This is a genomic window from Catenulispora subtropica, from assembly GCF_039531675.1.
GTDB lineage: Bacteria > Actinomycetota > Actinomycetes > Streptomycetales > Catenulisporaceae > Catenulispora > Catenulispora subtropica.
Genome location: NZ_BAAAQM010000036.1, coordinates 94,254 through 107,000 on the forward strand (window position 1 = coordinate 94,254; position 12,747 = coordinate 107,000).

Consider the following 12,747-nt stretch of genomic DNA (forward strand, 5'->3'; position numbering starts at 1 on the left):
CTGCGAGGAGTTCGCAAGGCGGGGGGTGTCCGGTCAGCGCGGCAGGGCGGCGTAGGCGTCCCAGGCGTCGAGCGTCACCTGCGCGAAGCCGAGGCCGTACGCCGTCACGCCGCGGCCGTAGGCGCCGAGCCAGCACTCGCGCAGTTCGGCGGCGAGGACCCATCCGTACTCGGACTCGCGGTAGCGGAAGCGGGTGGACGTGCCGTCGACCGGGAGCTGGACGGCGCGCCAGGGGGCGTCGTCGAGGTTCTCGGCGACGTCGTAGGTGAGCTCGGTCTGCTGGTGGAGCCAGTCGCCGCGCAGGGCCTTGTCGACGGCCCAGGGCCAGTCGTCGGACAGCAGGCCCAGCCCCGCCACCGCCGCCAGGGTGCTGAGGGTGGTCGGCTCCAGCACGGTCTGGCCGCCGCCGGGGCGCCGCGGGAGGCGTGCCATGGTGACCACGCCGCAGAACCTGCGGGGGCTGACGTCGTCGGGACGGCGGGCCGGGAAGTCGCCGTGGCCGAGGGTGCCGTACTCGGCGACGCCGTTCTGGCCGAGCATGATCGAGCCCAGCCAGCGGTCGCCGCCCCAGGCCTCGTCCAGGCCGTACCAGGGGACTGCGGTGTGCTGGCCGGCCCAGGCGTCGGGCTCGGCGGCGGCCAGGGCCGCGGCGGAGATCGAGGCGACCGGCGGGCCGGGGAGGGTGAACGGGGTCTCGCGGTGCGCGACCGCCGCTCCGCCGTCCGCCCCGCCGTCCGCGTCGGCGGGCGCACCCGCGCGGCCACCGGTGTCCGCCGACGCCACAGAGCCCGGCTGCGAGGCCGGGCCGGAGGGGTTCGGGGAGTCTTCTTCAGTTGAGATGGTGCTGCTCATGGAACCTCACGTCGCATCCGCGTCAAACGGCGGGCGCTCGCCCGCGGCCAGGCGCGGAGCGGGGGCCCGGTAGAGGGCATCGTCCGGAGTCGCGTCGTCGGCGGCCAGGCGGCGGGTGCCGTCGGCCGCACCGCGTATCTCGCCGTTGAGCGTCTGAGTGATGTCCCTGATCTCGCGGAACGCGGGGTCCTCGGCGCCGTCCGGGCCGAGGACGTGCTTGCGCACGAAGTTCTTGGGGTGCAGGTCGGTGAGCTCCAGGTCCTGGAACTCCGGGCCCAGCTCCTTCTTCAGGTCGTTCTGCGCGTTGCGCGTGAACTCGCGGAACTGCCTGAGGGTGCGCGCCACGCCCTGCACCGCGCCGGGCAGCTTGTCCGGGCCGAACAGCATGACGGCCAGGGCCAGCAGGGCGATCAGCTCCAGCGGGCTGATGTCGAGAAACGGCACGGTGGGTGGCTCCTGCTCTGGCGGGCGCGGCCGGCGGGCGTCCGGCGCTACGCGTTTAGCGTAACTCCCGTACGCCGGGCGCAGGACCCAGGCGGCGGGTGGATGTTCGTCGATCCTTACCCGTCAAGGCTCGGCAATGCCGAGCCCCGACGTCAAGAGCGGTCCGGGATCGACTCCGCCGTCCGCCCGCCGTTCACCGCGGCGACCGGCCGGGGTCGGTCAGTGTCCGGGCCCGTAGGTCGCGACTTGGGCCGGCGCGGCCGGGGCCGGGGTGTGCGCGGCACCGCCCGCGCCGCCGCTGAAGTCGCCGACCAGCCACACACCGGTGCCGATGGCGGCCAGCGACACGGCGCCGATCGCGGCGGCCCGCAGCCGCTGCGGCCGCACCGGGGCGCGTCCGGCCGTGGGGCGGCCGGACGCCGGAGCCGCCGGCGGGCGGATCGGCACGGTTTGGAAGGAGAACGGGGCGGGCCCGCCGCCGACACCGCCCTGGCCGGCCTGGCCGGAGCCCGGCGCCGCGCCGGCCCCGGCGCTCGCGCCGCGGTTGGTGTCCATGCTCAGCAGCCCCAGCATCAGCTCCACCGGGACCTGCGGTCCGTCGAGGGCGCCGAGCCGGGCCTTCACCCGCCGCTCGGCGTCGGCCTCCCGGCGGCAGTCGTCGCACTGGGCGAGGTGTCCGAGCATCCGGTCCCGGGTGCCGTGGTCGAGTTCGCCGTCGATCAGCGCGGTCAAGCGGTCTCCGAGGTGCCTGGTCACCGGCGGCCCTCCTTCCCGCCGGCCTCGGCCGCCGCCCCGCCCGGCGCCCGGTGCTCCAGGGCCGCGCGGAGTTGCGAGCGGCCGCGGTGGATCCGCGAGCGCACCGTGCCCAGCTTCACGTCCAGGGTGGCCGCGATCTCCTCGTAGGACAACCCCTCGATGTCGCACAGCACCACCGCGGCACGGAACTCCGGCGCCAGCGCGGCCAGGGCCGCCTCGATGTCGGCGTCCATGTGCGTGTCGGTGAAGATCCGCTCCGGCGACGGCTCGCGGCCGGGCAGCCGGTCGTCTGCGTCCTCGCCGAGCGAGTCGAAGCGGATCCGGGCGCGGCGGCGCACCATGTCCAGGAACAGGTTCGTGGTGATGCGGTGCAGCCAGCCCTCGAAGGTGCCGGGCTGGTAGCTGGACAGCGAGCGGAACACCCGGATGAAGACCTCCTGCGTGAGGTCCTCGGCGTCGTGCTGGTTGCCGGTCAGGCGGTAGGCCAGCCGGTACACCCGCTGCGAGTGGGTGCGGACGATCTCGTCCCAGCTCGGCGGCTCCCAGCCGACCGCCTCGGCGTCCAGGCGCTGGGCGGGCTCGGCGACCGCCGCGGCGGTCTCGACGGGCATGGCGGTATCGGGAAGCGGCTCAGCGGCCCCGCGCCGGTTCTTGTCCAGGGCGGCCTTGCGGGCCGCGCGCCGACGACGTAGTTCCCCGAGATCGATCCGCGGTCCTATGGTGTTGACCGGGACGGCTCCAGGATTGCGGGCGCTGTTGGCGTCAGCCACGACGACCCCACCTCCTATTTCCAGTACCGCACTCATCACCATAGACGTCTGCCTCGCTGCTAAAGGCTGAAAGGAACCTGAGATCGGACTAAGATCTCCCAGCTCCCCAGACCGGGTGCCACTGTCTATGACGGAACGGCCGGTCACGGCGCCGGAGTTCCCGGGAAGGCGGGCGTATCCGGTGTCCGCTTACAGCGATCACGGGCACTCTCCGGAGACCTGGGCTCCCGCCTCACCGTGACCCGCCGACGCCTTTCGAGGACCCGCTTCGCGGCGCTGTGTCCAATGGGCGGTCAGTCCGACGTGGTATGCGCGCGGACAGGTGGCTACGCTCTTGATGCCCAGTAGCAACCAACCGACCAGATCCCGGCCGACTCCGGCCCCGGGACCGCGAACCTCGGAGGCCGTCATCCCCAGTCACCGGCACGCCAGCCTGGCGTATGCGGAGGGGTACGTCGCCGAGGACGACGTGCTGGCCTCCGCACGCCGTGAGGCGCGCCGGCTGGGCATCGTCCCGGTCGAGTCCGGCACCGGCGCCGCGCTGCGGCTGCTGGCCGCCACGCTCGGCGCCCGGGCCGTCGTGGACGTCGGCACCGGCGCCGGCGTGTCGGGGATCTACCTGCTGCGTGGCATGCACCCGGCCGGGGTCCTGACCACCGTGGACGAGGACACTCAGGGCTCGCAGGCGGCGCGCCGCGCGTTCGCCGACGCCGGCTTCGCGGCCAGCCGCACCCGGGTGATCGGCGGCGCGGCCGGCTCGGTGCTGCCGCGGCTCGCCGACGGCGGGTACGACATGGTGTTCTGCGGAGGGCCGGGCACCGACCACCTGGCCGGCTACGAGGAGGCGCTGCGGCTGCTGCGGCCCGGCGGGCTCGTGGCCTTCGACGGGGCGCTGGGGCAGGACCGGGTGGTCGACCCGTCCATCCGGGACGCGCGCACTTCGGCGCTGCGCTATCTGCACCGCCAGGTCGCCGAGGATCCACGGCTGCTGCCGGCGCTGCTGCCCACCGGTGACGGGCTGTTGTGCGCGGTGAAGCGCCCCTGAGGAACACCGGGGGACCCTCTCCCGGGAGGCTGCCAGGAGCCCGGTCGCGCCCCGGGCCGGAAGCCGACGCCGCCTGGGGGCGCCGGGCCGCGAGGACGCGGATGGTGCGATGGTTCGGAAAACGTGAGGAGGAACACGTCAGCGGCGACGCCGGACCCCGGCCGTTCGGGGGTCTGACGCCACTGGTGGGACGGTTGGGGAAGAGATCGCGGGAGGTCCGGACTAGCCGACGACGCCCTTGATCGCCTCACCGAGGGCCGCTGCCTCCTCCGCCGACAGCTCCACCACGAGCCGGCCGCCGCCTTCCAGCGGAACCCGCATCACGATGCCCCGTCCCTCTTTGGTCACCTCAAGCGGGCCGTCACCCGTCCGCGGCTTCATCGCCGCCATGCTCGTTCCCCTTCCTAGGAGCCAGCTCTCAACCAACCCATTATCCCGCACGCAGCCCGGATGGGTTCCGGTGTCGCTTCGGGAGGCGCGACTGAGTAGCTTCGTCAGCGTCTGCAAACAGTTCTACCGGACGCGACCAACACTGGTACATGCCTGAGAGCCGATGAGGCGGAGAGTGGGACTCCCTATGTCCGACAGCGTTGTCTACGACGTCACCGAGGGTGTCGGCACCATCACCCTGAATCGCCCCGACGCCATGAACTCGCTCGACAGTGCGACCAAGGGCGCGCTGCGGGACGCGGCGACGGAGGCGGCCCGGGACGACTCCGTTCGCGTGATCGTGCTGCGCGGAACCGGCCGGGCGTTTTGCGTCGGGCAGGACCTGAAGGAGCACGCGGCGTCGCTGGAGGCCGGCCTCGGGCTGGCGAACACGGTGCAGGAGCACTACAACCCGCTGCTGCGGGCGCTGGTCTCGGCGCCCAAGCCGGTGATCGCCGCGGTGAACGGCGTGGCCGCCGGGGCCGGCGCCGCCCTCGCCTTCGCCGCCGACCTGCGGATCGCCTCCGACAAGGCGGCGTTCAACCTGGCGTTCGCCAACATCGGCCTGACCGCCGACTCCGGCGCCTCCTGGACGCTGCCCCGCCTGGTCGGCCCGGCCAAGGCGATCGAGCTGCTGATGCTGCCGGAGACGATCGGGATCGAGCAGGCCGCGGAGCTCGGCCTGGTGCACCGCGTGGTGCCGGCCGGCGAGCTGGACGCGGCGGTCGGCGAACTCGCGGCGCGGATGGCCGCCGGGCCGACCGCGGCGTACGCGGCGATCAAGCAGGCGGTCGGCTTCGGCCTGGCGCACTCGTTCGACGAGACGCTGGACCTGGAGGCGGAGCTGCAGGACAAGTGCGCGGCGACCGAGGACCACCGGAACGCCGTGCGGTCGTTCCTGGCCAAGGAGAAGCCGACGTTCGTCGGGCGATAGGCATCAGGACACCGGTACGGTCCCCCGCGAACGAGAACGGCCGGCCCCACAGCGGGGCCGGCCGGAACGGATGAGTCGCCTACTGATCGCGGTCGGCCGGCCGGTACCAGGCGGACAGCGGGTTCTCCTCGGCAGCACTCTGATCGGCCGGCGGCTCCGCTTCGGGAGCGGACCCGACGCCGGGGCCGAAGCCGGGCTCCGCGGTAGCCGTGCCCGCAGTGGGAGTCCCCGCGGCGCCGGGCATCACGTCCACCGTCCGCGCCACCGGCTCGTAGCTGACGCCCTCACCGAAGCGCGCGCCCTCCGGCTGCCGCAGGTCGGCGATCAGGCGGTCCCGGTGGTCGATCTCGGCGGCGAGCCGGTCCAGCAGGCGGTCCACCTGGTCCATCCGGTAACCGCGGAACGCCACCGCGAAGCGGGCGCTGTCGACGTCGTCCTTGCCCAGCTGCCGGTCGTCGGCCAGCACCGGCTCGGGCCGGTCCTGGCGCGGATCGTCCAGGCCCCCGCCGCGGCCGGCCGCCACCCACGCGATCGCCCCGAACACCGCCGCCACGACCAGAAACTGAAAGTACAGCACGCGGACATCGTGCCACGTCCGACGGCGCGCCGACGAGGTTAGGCTGATCTCCATGTCATCGAACGCGGACGGCGCGCCGGACCTCCCCCTCGAACCGGCGCCGGCCGCGCAGGGCACCCTGCGTCTGGGCCCTTACGAATACGGCCCCCACCAGCGGCTCGTGATGGCGATCGTGAACCGCACGCCGGACTCCTTCTACGACCGCGGCGCCACGTTCACCGACGCCGCGGCGCTGGACCGGGTCGAGGCCGCGCTGGCCGAGGGCGCCGACCTCGTCGACATCGGCGGGGTGAAGGCCGGGCCCGGCGACCTCGTCGACACCGCCGAGGAACTGCGGCGCGTGGTGCCGTTCGTGGCCGAGGTCCGCAAGCGGTTCCCGGAGGCGGTGATCTCGGTGGACACCTGGCGGGCCGAGGTCGGCGACGCGGTCTGCGCCGAGGGCGCGGACGTGCTGAACGACGCCTGGGGCGGCTGGGACCCGCGGCTGGCCGAGGTGGCCGCCCGGCACGCGGTGGCCCTGGTCTGCACGCACGCCGGCGGCGTGGAGCCGCGCACCCGCCCACACCGGATCGGCTACCCGGACGTGATGGCCGACATCCTGGCACGCACCGTGTACGGCGAGGCCGAGCGCGCGGCCGCCCTGGGCGTCCCGCGCGACCGCATCCTGGTCGACCCCGGCCACGACTTCGGCAAGAACACCAGGCACTCGCTGGAGGCCACGCGCCGGCTGCCGGAGATGACCGCCACCGGCTGGCCGGTGCTGGTCTCGTTGTCGAACAAGGACTTCGTCGGCGAGACCCTGGACCGGCCGGTCAAGGAGCGCCTGATCGGCACGCTGGCCACCACGGCGGTGTCGGCCTGGCTGGGGGCGCGGGTGTACCGGGTCCACGAGGTCACCGAGACGCGCCAGGTGCTGGACATGGTGTCGGCGATCCAGGGGTACCGGGAGCCGGCGGCCACGAAGCGCGGGCTGGCCTGAGCCTGATCGGCCGGAACGGAGGCGTCGGCCGCCGGAGCATCGCGCTCCGGCGGCCGGCCGCCTTCCGCTTCACCGGACGCGGCGGAGGGTCACGCCGGCAGGGCCCGCTCGCCCGGCTTGCCCATGATCGCGATCGCCTCGTCCGGGTCGTCGACGAGGTGGATCAGGTCCAGGTCGCGGGCGGCGATCTTCCCGGCCGGGACCATCGAGTCGCGGATCCAGTCCACGAGGCCGCCCCAGAAGGCGCGGCCGACCAGGACCACCGGGAACGACGTCACCTTGTGCGTCTGGACCAGGGTCAGGGCCTCGAAGAGCTCGTCCATGGTGCCGAAGCCGCCGGGCAGGACCACGAAGCCCTGGGAGTACTTCAGGAACATGGTCTTGCGGACGAAGAAGTACCGGAAGTTGATGCCCTGGTCGATGTAGCTGTTCAGGGACTGCTCGAAGGGCAGCTCGATGCCCAGGCCGATGGAACGGCCGCCGGCGTCGAAGGCGCCCTTGTTCGCGGCCTCCATGGCGCCCGGGCCGCCGCCGGTGATGACGGCCCAGCCCGCGGCCGCCAGTCCGCGGCCGATCTGCTCGCCGGCCAGGTACTCCGGGGAGCCGACCGGGGTGCGGGCCGAGCCGAAGACGGTGATGGCCGGGCCGATGCGGGCCAGCGAGTCGAAGCCCTCGACGAACTCGCCCTGGATGCGCAGGACGCGCCAGGGGTCCTCGTCCTTCCAGTCCTTGCCGTAGGCGTGGTCCAGCAGCTTCTGGTCGGCCGTGGCGGCCGGCAGCTGCTCCTGGCCGCGTCGGCGGATGACCGCCCCCACGAAACGTTCGGTCAGCTTGCTGGATCCGCTGTGGCCGCTACCCGTCCCTTGACTCATAGCCGCACACTACCCGCCGGGTCTCCTCGCCGGATGGCTCGACGACGACCACAGGGCAACCACCTCACGACTGCGGCTTGACCGGGTCGAGGTGCGCGCTGAGCCAGCCGTAGGCCTGCGGCAGCCACTGCTTCCACACCTCGGTGTTGTGCGAGCCGTAGTCCTTCTTCAAGACGTCCACCAGTTCCGGCGCCGCGTCGTGCAGCGACAGCGCGTCCGTGAGCACGCTGCCGCCGGCGTCCTCGGCGGAGGCGGCGGCCAGCAGGGCCACCGGCGGGTTCGGCTTGTGGTTCTTCAGCATCCACAGCGTCGAGTTCCGGTTGGCGAAGTCCAGGCCGTACTTGGAGACGTAGCCGCCGGGCCGCACGTCCGCGCTCATCTGCACCGCCGCGCCGAAGTACTGCGGGTACTGCACCAGCAGCTTGCCCGCGCACAGGCCGCCCTCGGAGTAGCCCATCATCCCCCAGCCGGTGCGGTCGGTGGTGACCCGGAAGGTGCGCTGGAGCATCGTGCGGACGTCCTCGGCGATGTAGGTGGCCACCTGCGCGCCGTTCGGGATGTCGGTGCAGTCGGTGTTCACGCCCTTGATCGGCGAGATGTTCACCGCGGCCAGCACGAACGGTGTCGAGGCCTTCTGCTGCACCAGCTTGGCCAGTTCCTTCTGCCCGGCCATGTTGCCGAACCAGGTCTGCGGGCTGCCCGGATAGCCGGGGAACAGCATGACCACCGGGAAGTCGGTGTTCGCGTAGGCCGGGTCGTTGTACTGCGGCGGCAGCCACACCATGACGTCGTTCTGGCCGCCGAGCCCGGACTTGGGACCGGTGAAGCTGGTCACCAGGGAGTCCTCGCCGTACTTGTCGAACTTCTGGGCCGGACCGGGCGGGCGGACCCGCGGCACGAGGGGCACCACGGCGCCCCGGCCGCCCTGAGCGTCACCGCCGGGCCCGGGGGGCAGCTCGGAGCCCGGCGCCGGCGTGCCGGCGGCCACCGAGTTCCCGTGGATGATGACCCCGGGCGGGCCGGTCTCGCCGAGCAGGTCGTCCCAGGACGCGTAAAGCCCGTAGTAGTTGTTGACCACGACCCCGAACAACAGGATCGCCATGACCTGGCTCACGCCGATCATCGCCAACCGGGACACCGCGCGCACCGGCTGCGGACCGCGGACGCGGTTCCACAGCAGATAGGTGCCGACGGGCCCCGCCACGGCGAGGAAGATCGCCGTCACCATCATCGGCCAACCGGTCGGGCTCATGGGGAATTCGGACCTCTCGGGACTTGCCTACGCGACGCGGGATTCGCCTGCCCCCGAACTGTGCGAGGGTTGCTCCGCCGCCGGTAAGACGCCACCGAGGCCCGACCGGTTGCTTCTGGGGCGCACCCGCTGATCAGCGATGCGCCACGCTGCCGTCAGATCACGATGCGAAGCTGAGCCAGCTTCTCACCCGCTCCGCACATCGGACAACTTGCCCGAGGTCCACTGATTCGTCCGGTTTATGGGCGAGCGCCCCGTCGCCGGGTCCGTAGTTCACCCCGGGGACGCCGAGCCCGGCGAACCGCGCCACGTCGGTCCAGCCGAACTTGGCCGTGGGCCGGGCCTGCATCCCGGCCATGACGGCTCCGACGAACTCGGCGGCCAGGGGCAGGTGGAGCCCGGGCCGCGCGGCCGGGGCCGAGTCCGTGACGAGGATCTCAGCGTCCAGACCCGCGAAGACCTCGCGGATGTGACGTTCCGCGTCCGCCTCGTCCCGATCCGGCGCGAAGCGGAAGTTCACCAGGATCGAGCACTCGTCCGGGATCACGTTGCCCGCGACGCCGCCGGTGACGCCCACCGCGTTCAGACCCTCGCGGAATTCCAGGCCCTCGACCTCGACCCGGCGCGGCTGGTACTCCTCCAGCCGCCGCAGGGCCGCGCCCGCCTTGTGGATCGCGTTCTCGCCGAGCCAGGAGCGGGCCGAGTGCGCGCGGGCACCGCGGAAGGTCAGGCGCGCCCGCATCGTGCCCTGGCATCCGCCCTCGACGATGTTGTTGCTCGGCTCCAGCAGCACCGCGAAGTCCGCGGCGAACCACTCCGGCCGGGTGCGGATCAGGCGGCCGAGGCTGTTGCGCTCGGCCTCGACCTCCTCGCACTCGTAGAAGACGTAGGTCACGTCGCGGTTCGGCTCGGCGAGGGTGGCGGCCAGCACCAGCTGCACCGCCACACCGGCCTTCATGTCGGAGGTCCCGCAGCCGCGCAGGGTGCCCGTTTCCCAGTCGCCCTCCAGCAGCGAGGGCACGTTGCGCCGCCCGGTGCTGTCGACGGCGATCGGGACGGTGTCCAGGTGCCCGGCCAGGATCACCCGCTCGGCGCGCCCGAGGTCGGTGCGCGCCAGCACCGAGTCGCCATCGCGCAGCACCTCCAGGTGCGGGTACGGCCGCAGTGCCTCCTCGACGGCGTCGGCGAGCGCCTTCTCGTCGCCGCTGACGGACTCGATGTCGACGATCGCCGCGGTGACGCGCGCGGCGCCCAGGGTCAGGTCCAAGCCGGACATCTCGTGGCCGCCCGCCTCAGCCGGTGAAGCCGTTGTCGCGGAGCATGTCGTTGATCTGGAGCTTGTCGTGCGCCTCCCCCGGGGCCAGGCGCTTGAGCACCAGCAGGCACGGCGTGGTGAAGTCGCCGCCCGGGAACTTCTTGACCCGGGTCGAGCTGACACACACCGACCAGGCCGGGGCCTCGCCGCGGGGCAGCTCCTCGCCGGTGTCGGCGTCGAAGACGCGCATCGACTTGGTGAGATTGGTGCCCGAGCCGAGCTTGGCGCCGCGGCGCACCCGCGCCCCCTCGACCACCATCGAGCGGGAGCCGATGAAGCAGTCGTCCTCGATCACCACCGGCACCGCGTTCGGCGGCTCCAGCACGCCGCCGATGCCGACGCCGCCGGACAGGTGGACGTTCTTGCCGATCTGGGCGCAGGAGCCGACGGTGGCCCAGGTGTCGACCATCGTCCCGGCGTCGACGTAGCCGCCGATGTTGACGAAGGAGGGCATCAGGATCGCGCCGGGCGCGACGTAGGAGCCCCAGCGGACGATCGCGCCGGGCACCACGCGGGCGCCGCCGAAATCGGCCTTGAGCGGCATCTTGTCGTGGTACCGGAAGTCACCCGCGTGCGACTCGACCATGTCGAGCACCTTGAACGACATCAGGATCGCGCGCTTGGCCCGCTCGTCCACGACGACCTCGTCGGTGGCCGCGTCGACGAACGCCACCCGGGCGGTCCCGGCGTCGATCAGGTCCACGGCCGCCGTGACCGCCTTGCGGGCGTCGGCGTCGGCCGGGGAGAGCTCGGCGCGGCGCTCCCACAGCTCGTCGATCTCTGCCGAGATGGGGGATGCGAAATCGTTGGATGCGGGTGCGTTGGTCATGACGACCACGATAAGCGTTTCGGTTACGGTGGCCTGGCGGCGTTCACACCGCAGGATGAGCGCTCGACGAAACGGACGGAACGGGACGGTATGGGTCAGCGTGGGCGCCCCCGTGGCGAGCGGGAAGAGAAGGCGGGCGGTTCGTCCCGGCACATCGGGGCCTGGGTGGTGACCGTGGCGCTGCTCGCCGTGCTGGGCACCGGCGGATACTTCGTGTATCGGACCGTCACCGGCACCCTGCGCTCGGAGGACTGCACGGCCACCGGCGCCGACGGCTCCCAGGTGACCATCGTCAACGACCGGATGGCGAACGCGGCCACCATCGCGGCGGTGGCGCGGGCCAAGAGCCTGCCGGAGCGGGCGACGATAATCGCCCTGGCCACCGCGCAGCAGGAGTCGAAGATCCGGAACCTGACCTACGGCGACCGGGACTCGGTGGGGCTGTTCCAGCAGCGGCCGTCGCAGGGCTGGGGCACTGCCGACCAGATCGCGGACCCGGTGTACTCCTCCGGGAAGTTCTTCCACGCGCTGCTGGACGTCAAGAACTGGCAGACCATCGACGTCGGCAAGGCGGCGCAGTCGGTGCAGCGCAGTGCCGACGCCTCCGGCGAGTCGTACGCGCAGTGGGAGGGGATGGCGACGGTCCTGGCCACCACCCTCGACGGGAAGTCCGGCACTCAGCTGACCTGCCGCTTCGACGACCCGAAGGCCGCGGCCGAGACCCCGGGCGCGAACGGCCTGACGCCGCGGGCCGACGCCGTCGGCGCCGCGCTGGTGAAGCAGTTCAGCGCGAACGGCACCGGGAACGCGCCGCAGTACTCGCACTCCGCCGACGGCCTGACGGTGCAGATAAAGTCCGGGCAGGGCCAGTCCGACCCGCGGGTGCTGGCGGCCTGGGCGGTGGCCTCGGCGAAGAACCTGGGCGTGGACAAGGTGCAGTACGCCGACCAGGTCTGGACCCGCAGCTCGGGGAAGTGGCAGACCGCTTCCACACCGGTGTCCGGGACCGTGGACGTCACGGTGGTGAAGGGTGGGTGATCCGGCCGGGAAATTCGGCCGAACGGGGCCTTCCGGACGGAGTTCCGACATCGGACCATCCTGTCAAAAACAGTAGATATTACTATCCCTTTACCGAGTTCCGCGTTTCCTGAGCCCGGGTTCATCCGTTGGGCAGGGGGCTGCCGCGTCCACGCGGCAGCCCCCTTACCAAGGAGAACCAGGCAATGAGCACCCTGAGCACCACGGTCCGGCGCGGCCTGGTCGTCACGGCGGCCGCGGTGGCCGCCGGCCCGATCGTCGGCGGCGTCGCCTCCGCGGCGACCGCCCCGACGACGACCGCCCCGCTGGACACCGCCGGAATCTCGACCACCGCCGCACCGGCCGCCGACGGCGCATTAGACGCCGCCGGCTTGACGCCGGTGGCCCGCATGGCGCCGCTGCCGACCGGCGGCCTCGGCGGGCTGCCGCTGGCCGGCTCGCTGACCCAGAGCCTGCCGGTGGGCGGCCTGAGCCAGGGCCTGCCGCTGGCCGGGCCCGCACTGTCCGGGCTGACCAGCAACGTGGTCCCGATGAACGGGATGCTGGGCCAGCTGACCGGCGGGCTGGCCCCCGCGCAGACCCCGGCCCCGGCTCCGGCCCTGCCCCCGATCCCGGCGCCCGCCCCCGCCCCGGCCGCGCACCCGGCGTCCGTCGC

14 protein-coding genes and 1 pseudogene are annotated in these 12,747 nt (G+C 72.6%); 5 read left to right on the forward strand and 10 right to left on the reverse strand.

Features of this window, described 5'->3' with window-relative positions:
- Positions 1–33: 33 nt before the first annotated feature.
- The 4 genes from ABD466_RS27485 to sigE form a co-directional block, all read right to left on the reverse strand.
- Entirely contained in the window at positions 34–852 is an 819-nt protein-coding gene (locus ABD466_RS27485) for a hypothetical protein (protein ID WP_344660079.1), read from the reverse strand.
- Positions 853–858: 6 nt separating this feature from the next.
- Positions 859–1,296 (reverse strand): sec-independent translocase, encoded by a 438-nt coding sequence (locus ABD466_RS27490; RefSeq protein ID WP_344660080.1) that lies wholly within the window; start codon positions 1,294–1,296, stop codon positions 859–861.
- Between the two features lie 219 nt (positions 1,297–1,515).
- Positions 1,516–2,052 carry an anti-sigma factor family protein gene (locus ABD466_RS27495; RefSeq protein WP_344660081.1) on the reverse strand — a complete coding sequence of 179 codons (537 nt, stop codon included), beginning with the start codon at positions 2,050–2,052 and terminating at the stop codon, positions 1,516–1,518.
- On the reverse strand, positions 2,049–2,663 hold the full coding sequence (sigE, locus tag ABD466_RS27500; protein WP_344660091.1) for an RNA polymerase sigma factor SigE: 615 nt from the start codon (positions 2,661–2,663) through the stop codon (positions 2,049–2,051). Before sigE ends, ABD466_RS27495 begins: the two co-directional genes overlap by 4 nt.
- A gap of 496 nt (positions 2,664–3,159) precedes the next feature.
- Between sigE and ABD466_RS27505 the strand changes: the two genes are divergently transcribed.
- On the forward strand, positions 3,160–3,867 hold the full coding sequence (locus ABD466_RS27505) for an O-methyltransferase (RefSeq protein WP_425558755.1): 708 nt from the start codon (positions 3,160–3,162) through the stop codon (positions 3,865–3,867).
- A gap of 222 nt (positions 3,868–4,089) precedes the next feature.
- On the opposite strand, the gene ABD466_RS27510 is transcribed toward ABD466_RS27505, so the two are convergent.
- Positions 4,090–4,257, reverse strand: coding sequence for a DUF3117 domain-containing protein (locus ABD466_RS27510; protein ID WP_015796491.1), 168 nt, complete (start codon positions 4,255–4,257; stop codon positions 4,090–4,092).
- 187 nt (positions 4,258–4,444) lie between these two features.
- Between ABD466_RS27510 and ABD466_RS27515 the strand changes: the two genes are divergently transcribed.
- Positions 4,445–5,230 (forward strand): enoyl-CoA hydratase-related protein, encoded by a 786-nt coding sequence (locus tag ABD466_RS27515; protein WP_344660082.1) that lies wholly within the window; start codon positions 4,445–4,447, stop codon positions 5,228–5,230.
- Positions 5,231–5,309: 79 nt separating this feature from the next.
- Here the strand turns inward: ABD466_RS27515 and ABD466_RS27520 are convergent, their stop codons facing one another.
- Complete coding sequence (locus ABD466_RS27520; RefSeq protein WP_344660083.1) at positions 5,310–5,807, reverse strand: DivIVA domain-containing protein; 498 nt, start codon at positions 5,805–5,807, stop codon at positions 5,310–5,312.
- A 163-nt stretch (positions 5,808–5,970) separates the two neighbouring features.
- Between ABD466_RS27520 and folP the strand changes: the two genes are divergently transcribed.
- Entirely contained in the window at positions 5,971–6,786 is an 816-nt protein-coding gene (folP, locus tag ABD466_RS27525; RefSeq protein ID WP_344660093.1) for a dihydropteroate synthase, read from the forward strand.
- An 89-nt stretch (positions 6,787–6,875) separates the two neighbouring features.
- Here the strand turns inward: folP and ABD466_RS27530 are convergent, their stop codons facing one another.
- From ABD466_RS27530 to ABD466_RS27545, 4 genes are all read right to left on the reverse strand, one after another.
- Complete coding sequence (locus tag ABD466_RS27530) at positions 6,876–7,658, reverse strand: LOG family protein (RefSeq protein WP_344660084.1); 783 nt, start codon at positions 7,656–7,658, stop codon at positions 6,876–6,878.
- Positions 7,659–7,722: 64 nt separating this feature from the next.
- Entirely contained in the window at positions 7,723–8,910 is a 1,188-nt protein-coding gene (locus ABD466_RS27535) for an alpha/beta hydrolase (protein ID WP_344660085.1), read from the reverse strand.
- Between the two features lie 160 nt (positions 8,911–9,070).
- The gene (gene dapE, locus ABD466_RS27540) at positions 9,071–10,186 is read right to left on the reverse strand and encodes a succinyl-diaminopimelate desuccinylase (protein WP_344660086.1); all 1,116 of its coding nucleotides are present in this window, start codon (positions 10,184–10,186) and stop codon (positions 9,071–9,073) included.
- Between the two features lie 16 nt (positions 10,187–10,202).
- Positions 10,203–11,054, reverse strand: a complete 852-nt coding sequence (locus tag ABD466_RS27545) for a 2,3,4,5-tetrahydropyridine-2,6-dicarboxylate N-succinyltransferase (protein ID WP_344660087.1) — start codon at positions 11,052–11,054, stop codon at positions 10,203–10,205.
- A 90-nt stretch (positions 11,055–11,144) separates the two neighbouring features.
- Here ABD466_RS27545 and ABD466_RS27550 point away from each other — a divergent pair, with 90 nt between their 5' ends.
- On the forward strand, positions 11,145–12,092 hold the full coding sequence (locus ABD466_RS27550) for a hypothetical protein (protein WP_344660088.1): 948 nt from the start codon (positions 11,145–11,147) through the stop codon (positions 12,090–12,092).
- A gap of 185 nt (positions 12,093–12,277) precedes the next feature.
- Positions 12,278–12,747: pseudogene (locus ABD466_RS27555) on the forward strand (hypothetical protein); the annotation flags it as partial.

Bases quoted from the DNA above. Each gene is read 5' to 3' on its own strand.
- sigE (WP_344660091.1), bottom strand. From the start codon at position 2,663: ATGCCCGTCGAGACCGCCGCGGCGGTCGCCGAGCCCGCCCAGCGCCTG.
- ABD466_RS27545 (WP_344660087.1), bottom strand. From the start codon at position 11,054: ATGACCAACGCACCCGCATCCAACGATTTCGCATCCCCCATCTCGGCA.
- folP (WP_344660093.1), top strand. From the start codon at position 5,971: ATGGCGATCGTGAACCGCACGCCGGACTCCTTCTACGACCGCGGCGCC.
- ABD466_RS27515 (WP_344660082.1), top strand. From the start codon at position 4,445: ATGTCCGACAGCGTTGTCTACGACGTCACCGAGGGTGTCGGCACCATC.
- ABD466_RS27485 (WP_344660079.1), bottom strand. From the start codon at position 852: ATGAGCAGCACCATCTCAACTGAAGAAGACTCCCCGAACCCCTCCGGC.
- ABD466_RS27510 (WP_015796491.1), bottom strand. From the start codon at position 4,257: ATGGCGGCGATGAAGCCGCGGACGGGTGACGGCCCGCTTGAGGTGACC.
- ABD466_RS27535 (WP_344660085.1), bottom strand. From the start codon at position 8,910: ATGAGCCCGACCGGTTGGCCGATGATGGTGACGGCGATCTTCCTCGCC.
- ABD466_RS27530 (WP_344660084.1), bottom strand. From the start codon at position 7,658: ATGAGTCAAGGGACGGGTAGCGGCCACAGCGGATCCAGCAAGCTGACC.
- ABD466_RS27550 (WP_344660088.1), top strand. From the start codon at position 11,145: ATGGGTCAGCGTGGGCGCCCCCGTGGCGAGCGGGAAGAGAAGGCGGGC.
- dapE (WP_344660086.1), bottom strand. From the start codon at position 10,186: ATGTCCGGCTTGGACCTGACCCTGGGCGCCGCGCGCGTCACCGCGGCG.
- ABD466_RS27505 (WP_425558755.1), top strand. From the start codon at position 3,160: ATGCCCAGTAGCAACCAACCGACCAGATCCCGGCCGACTCCGGCCCCG.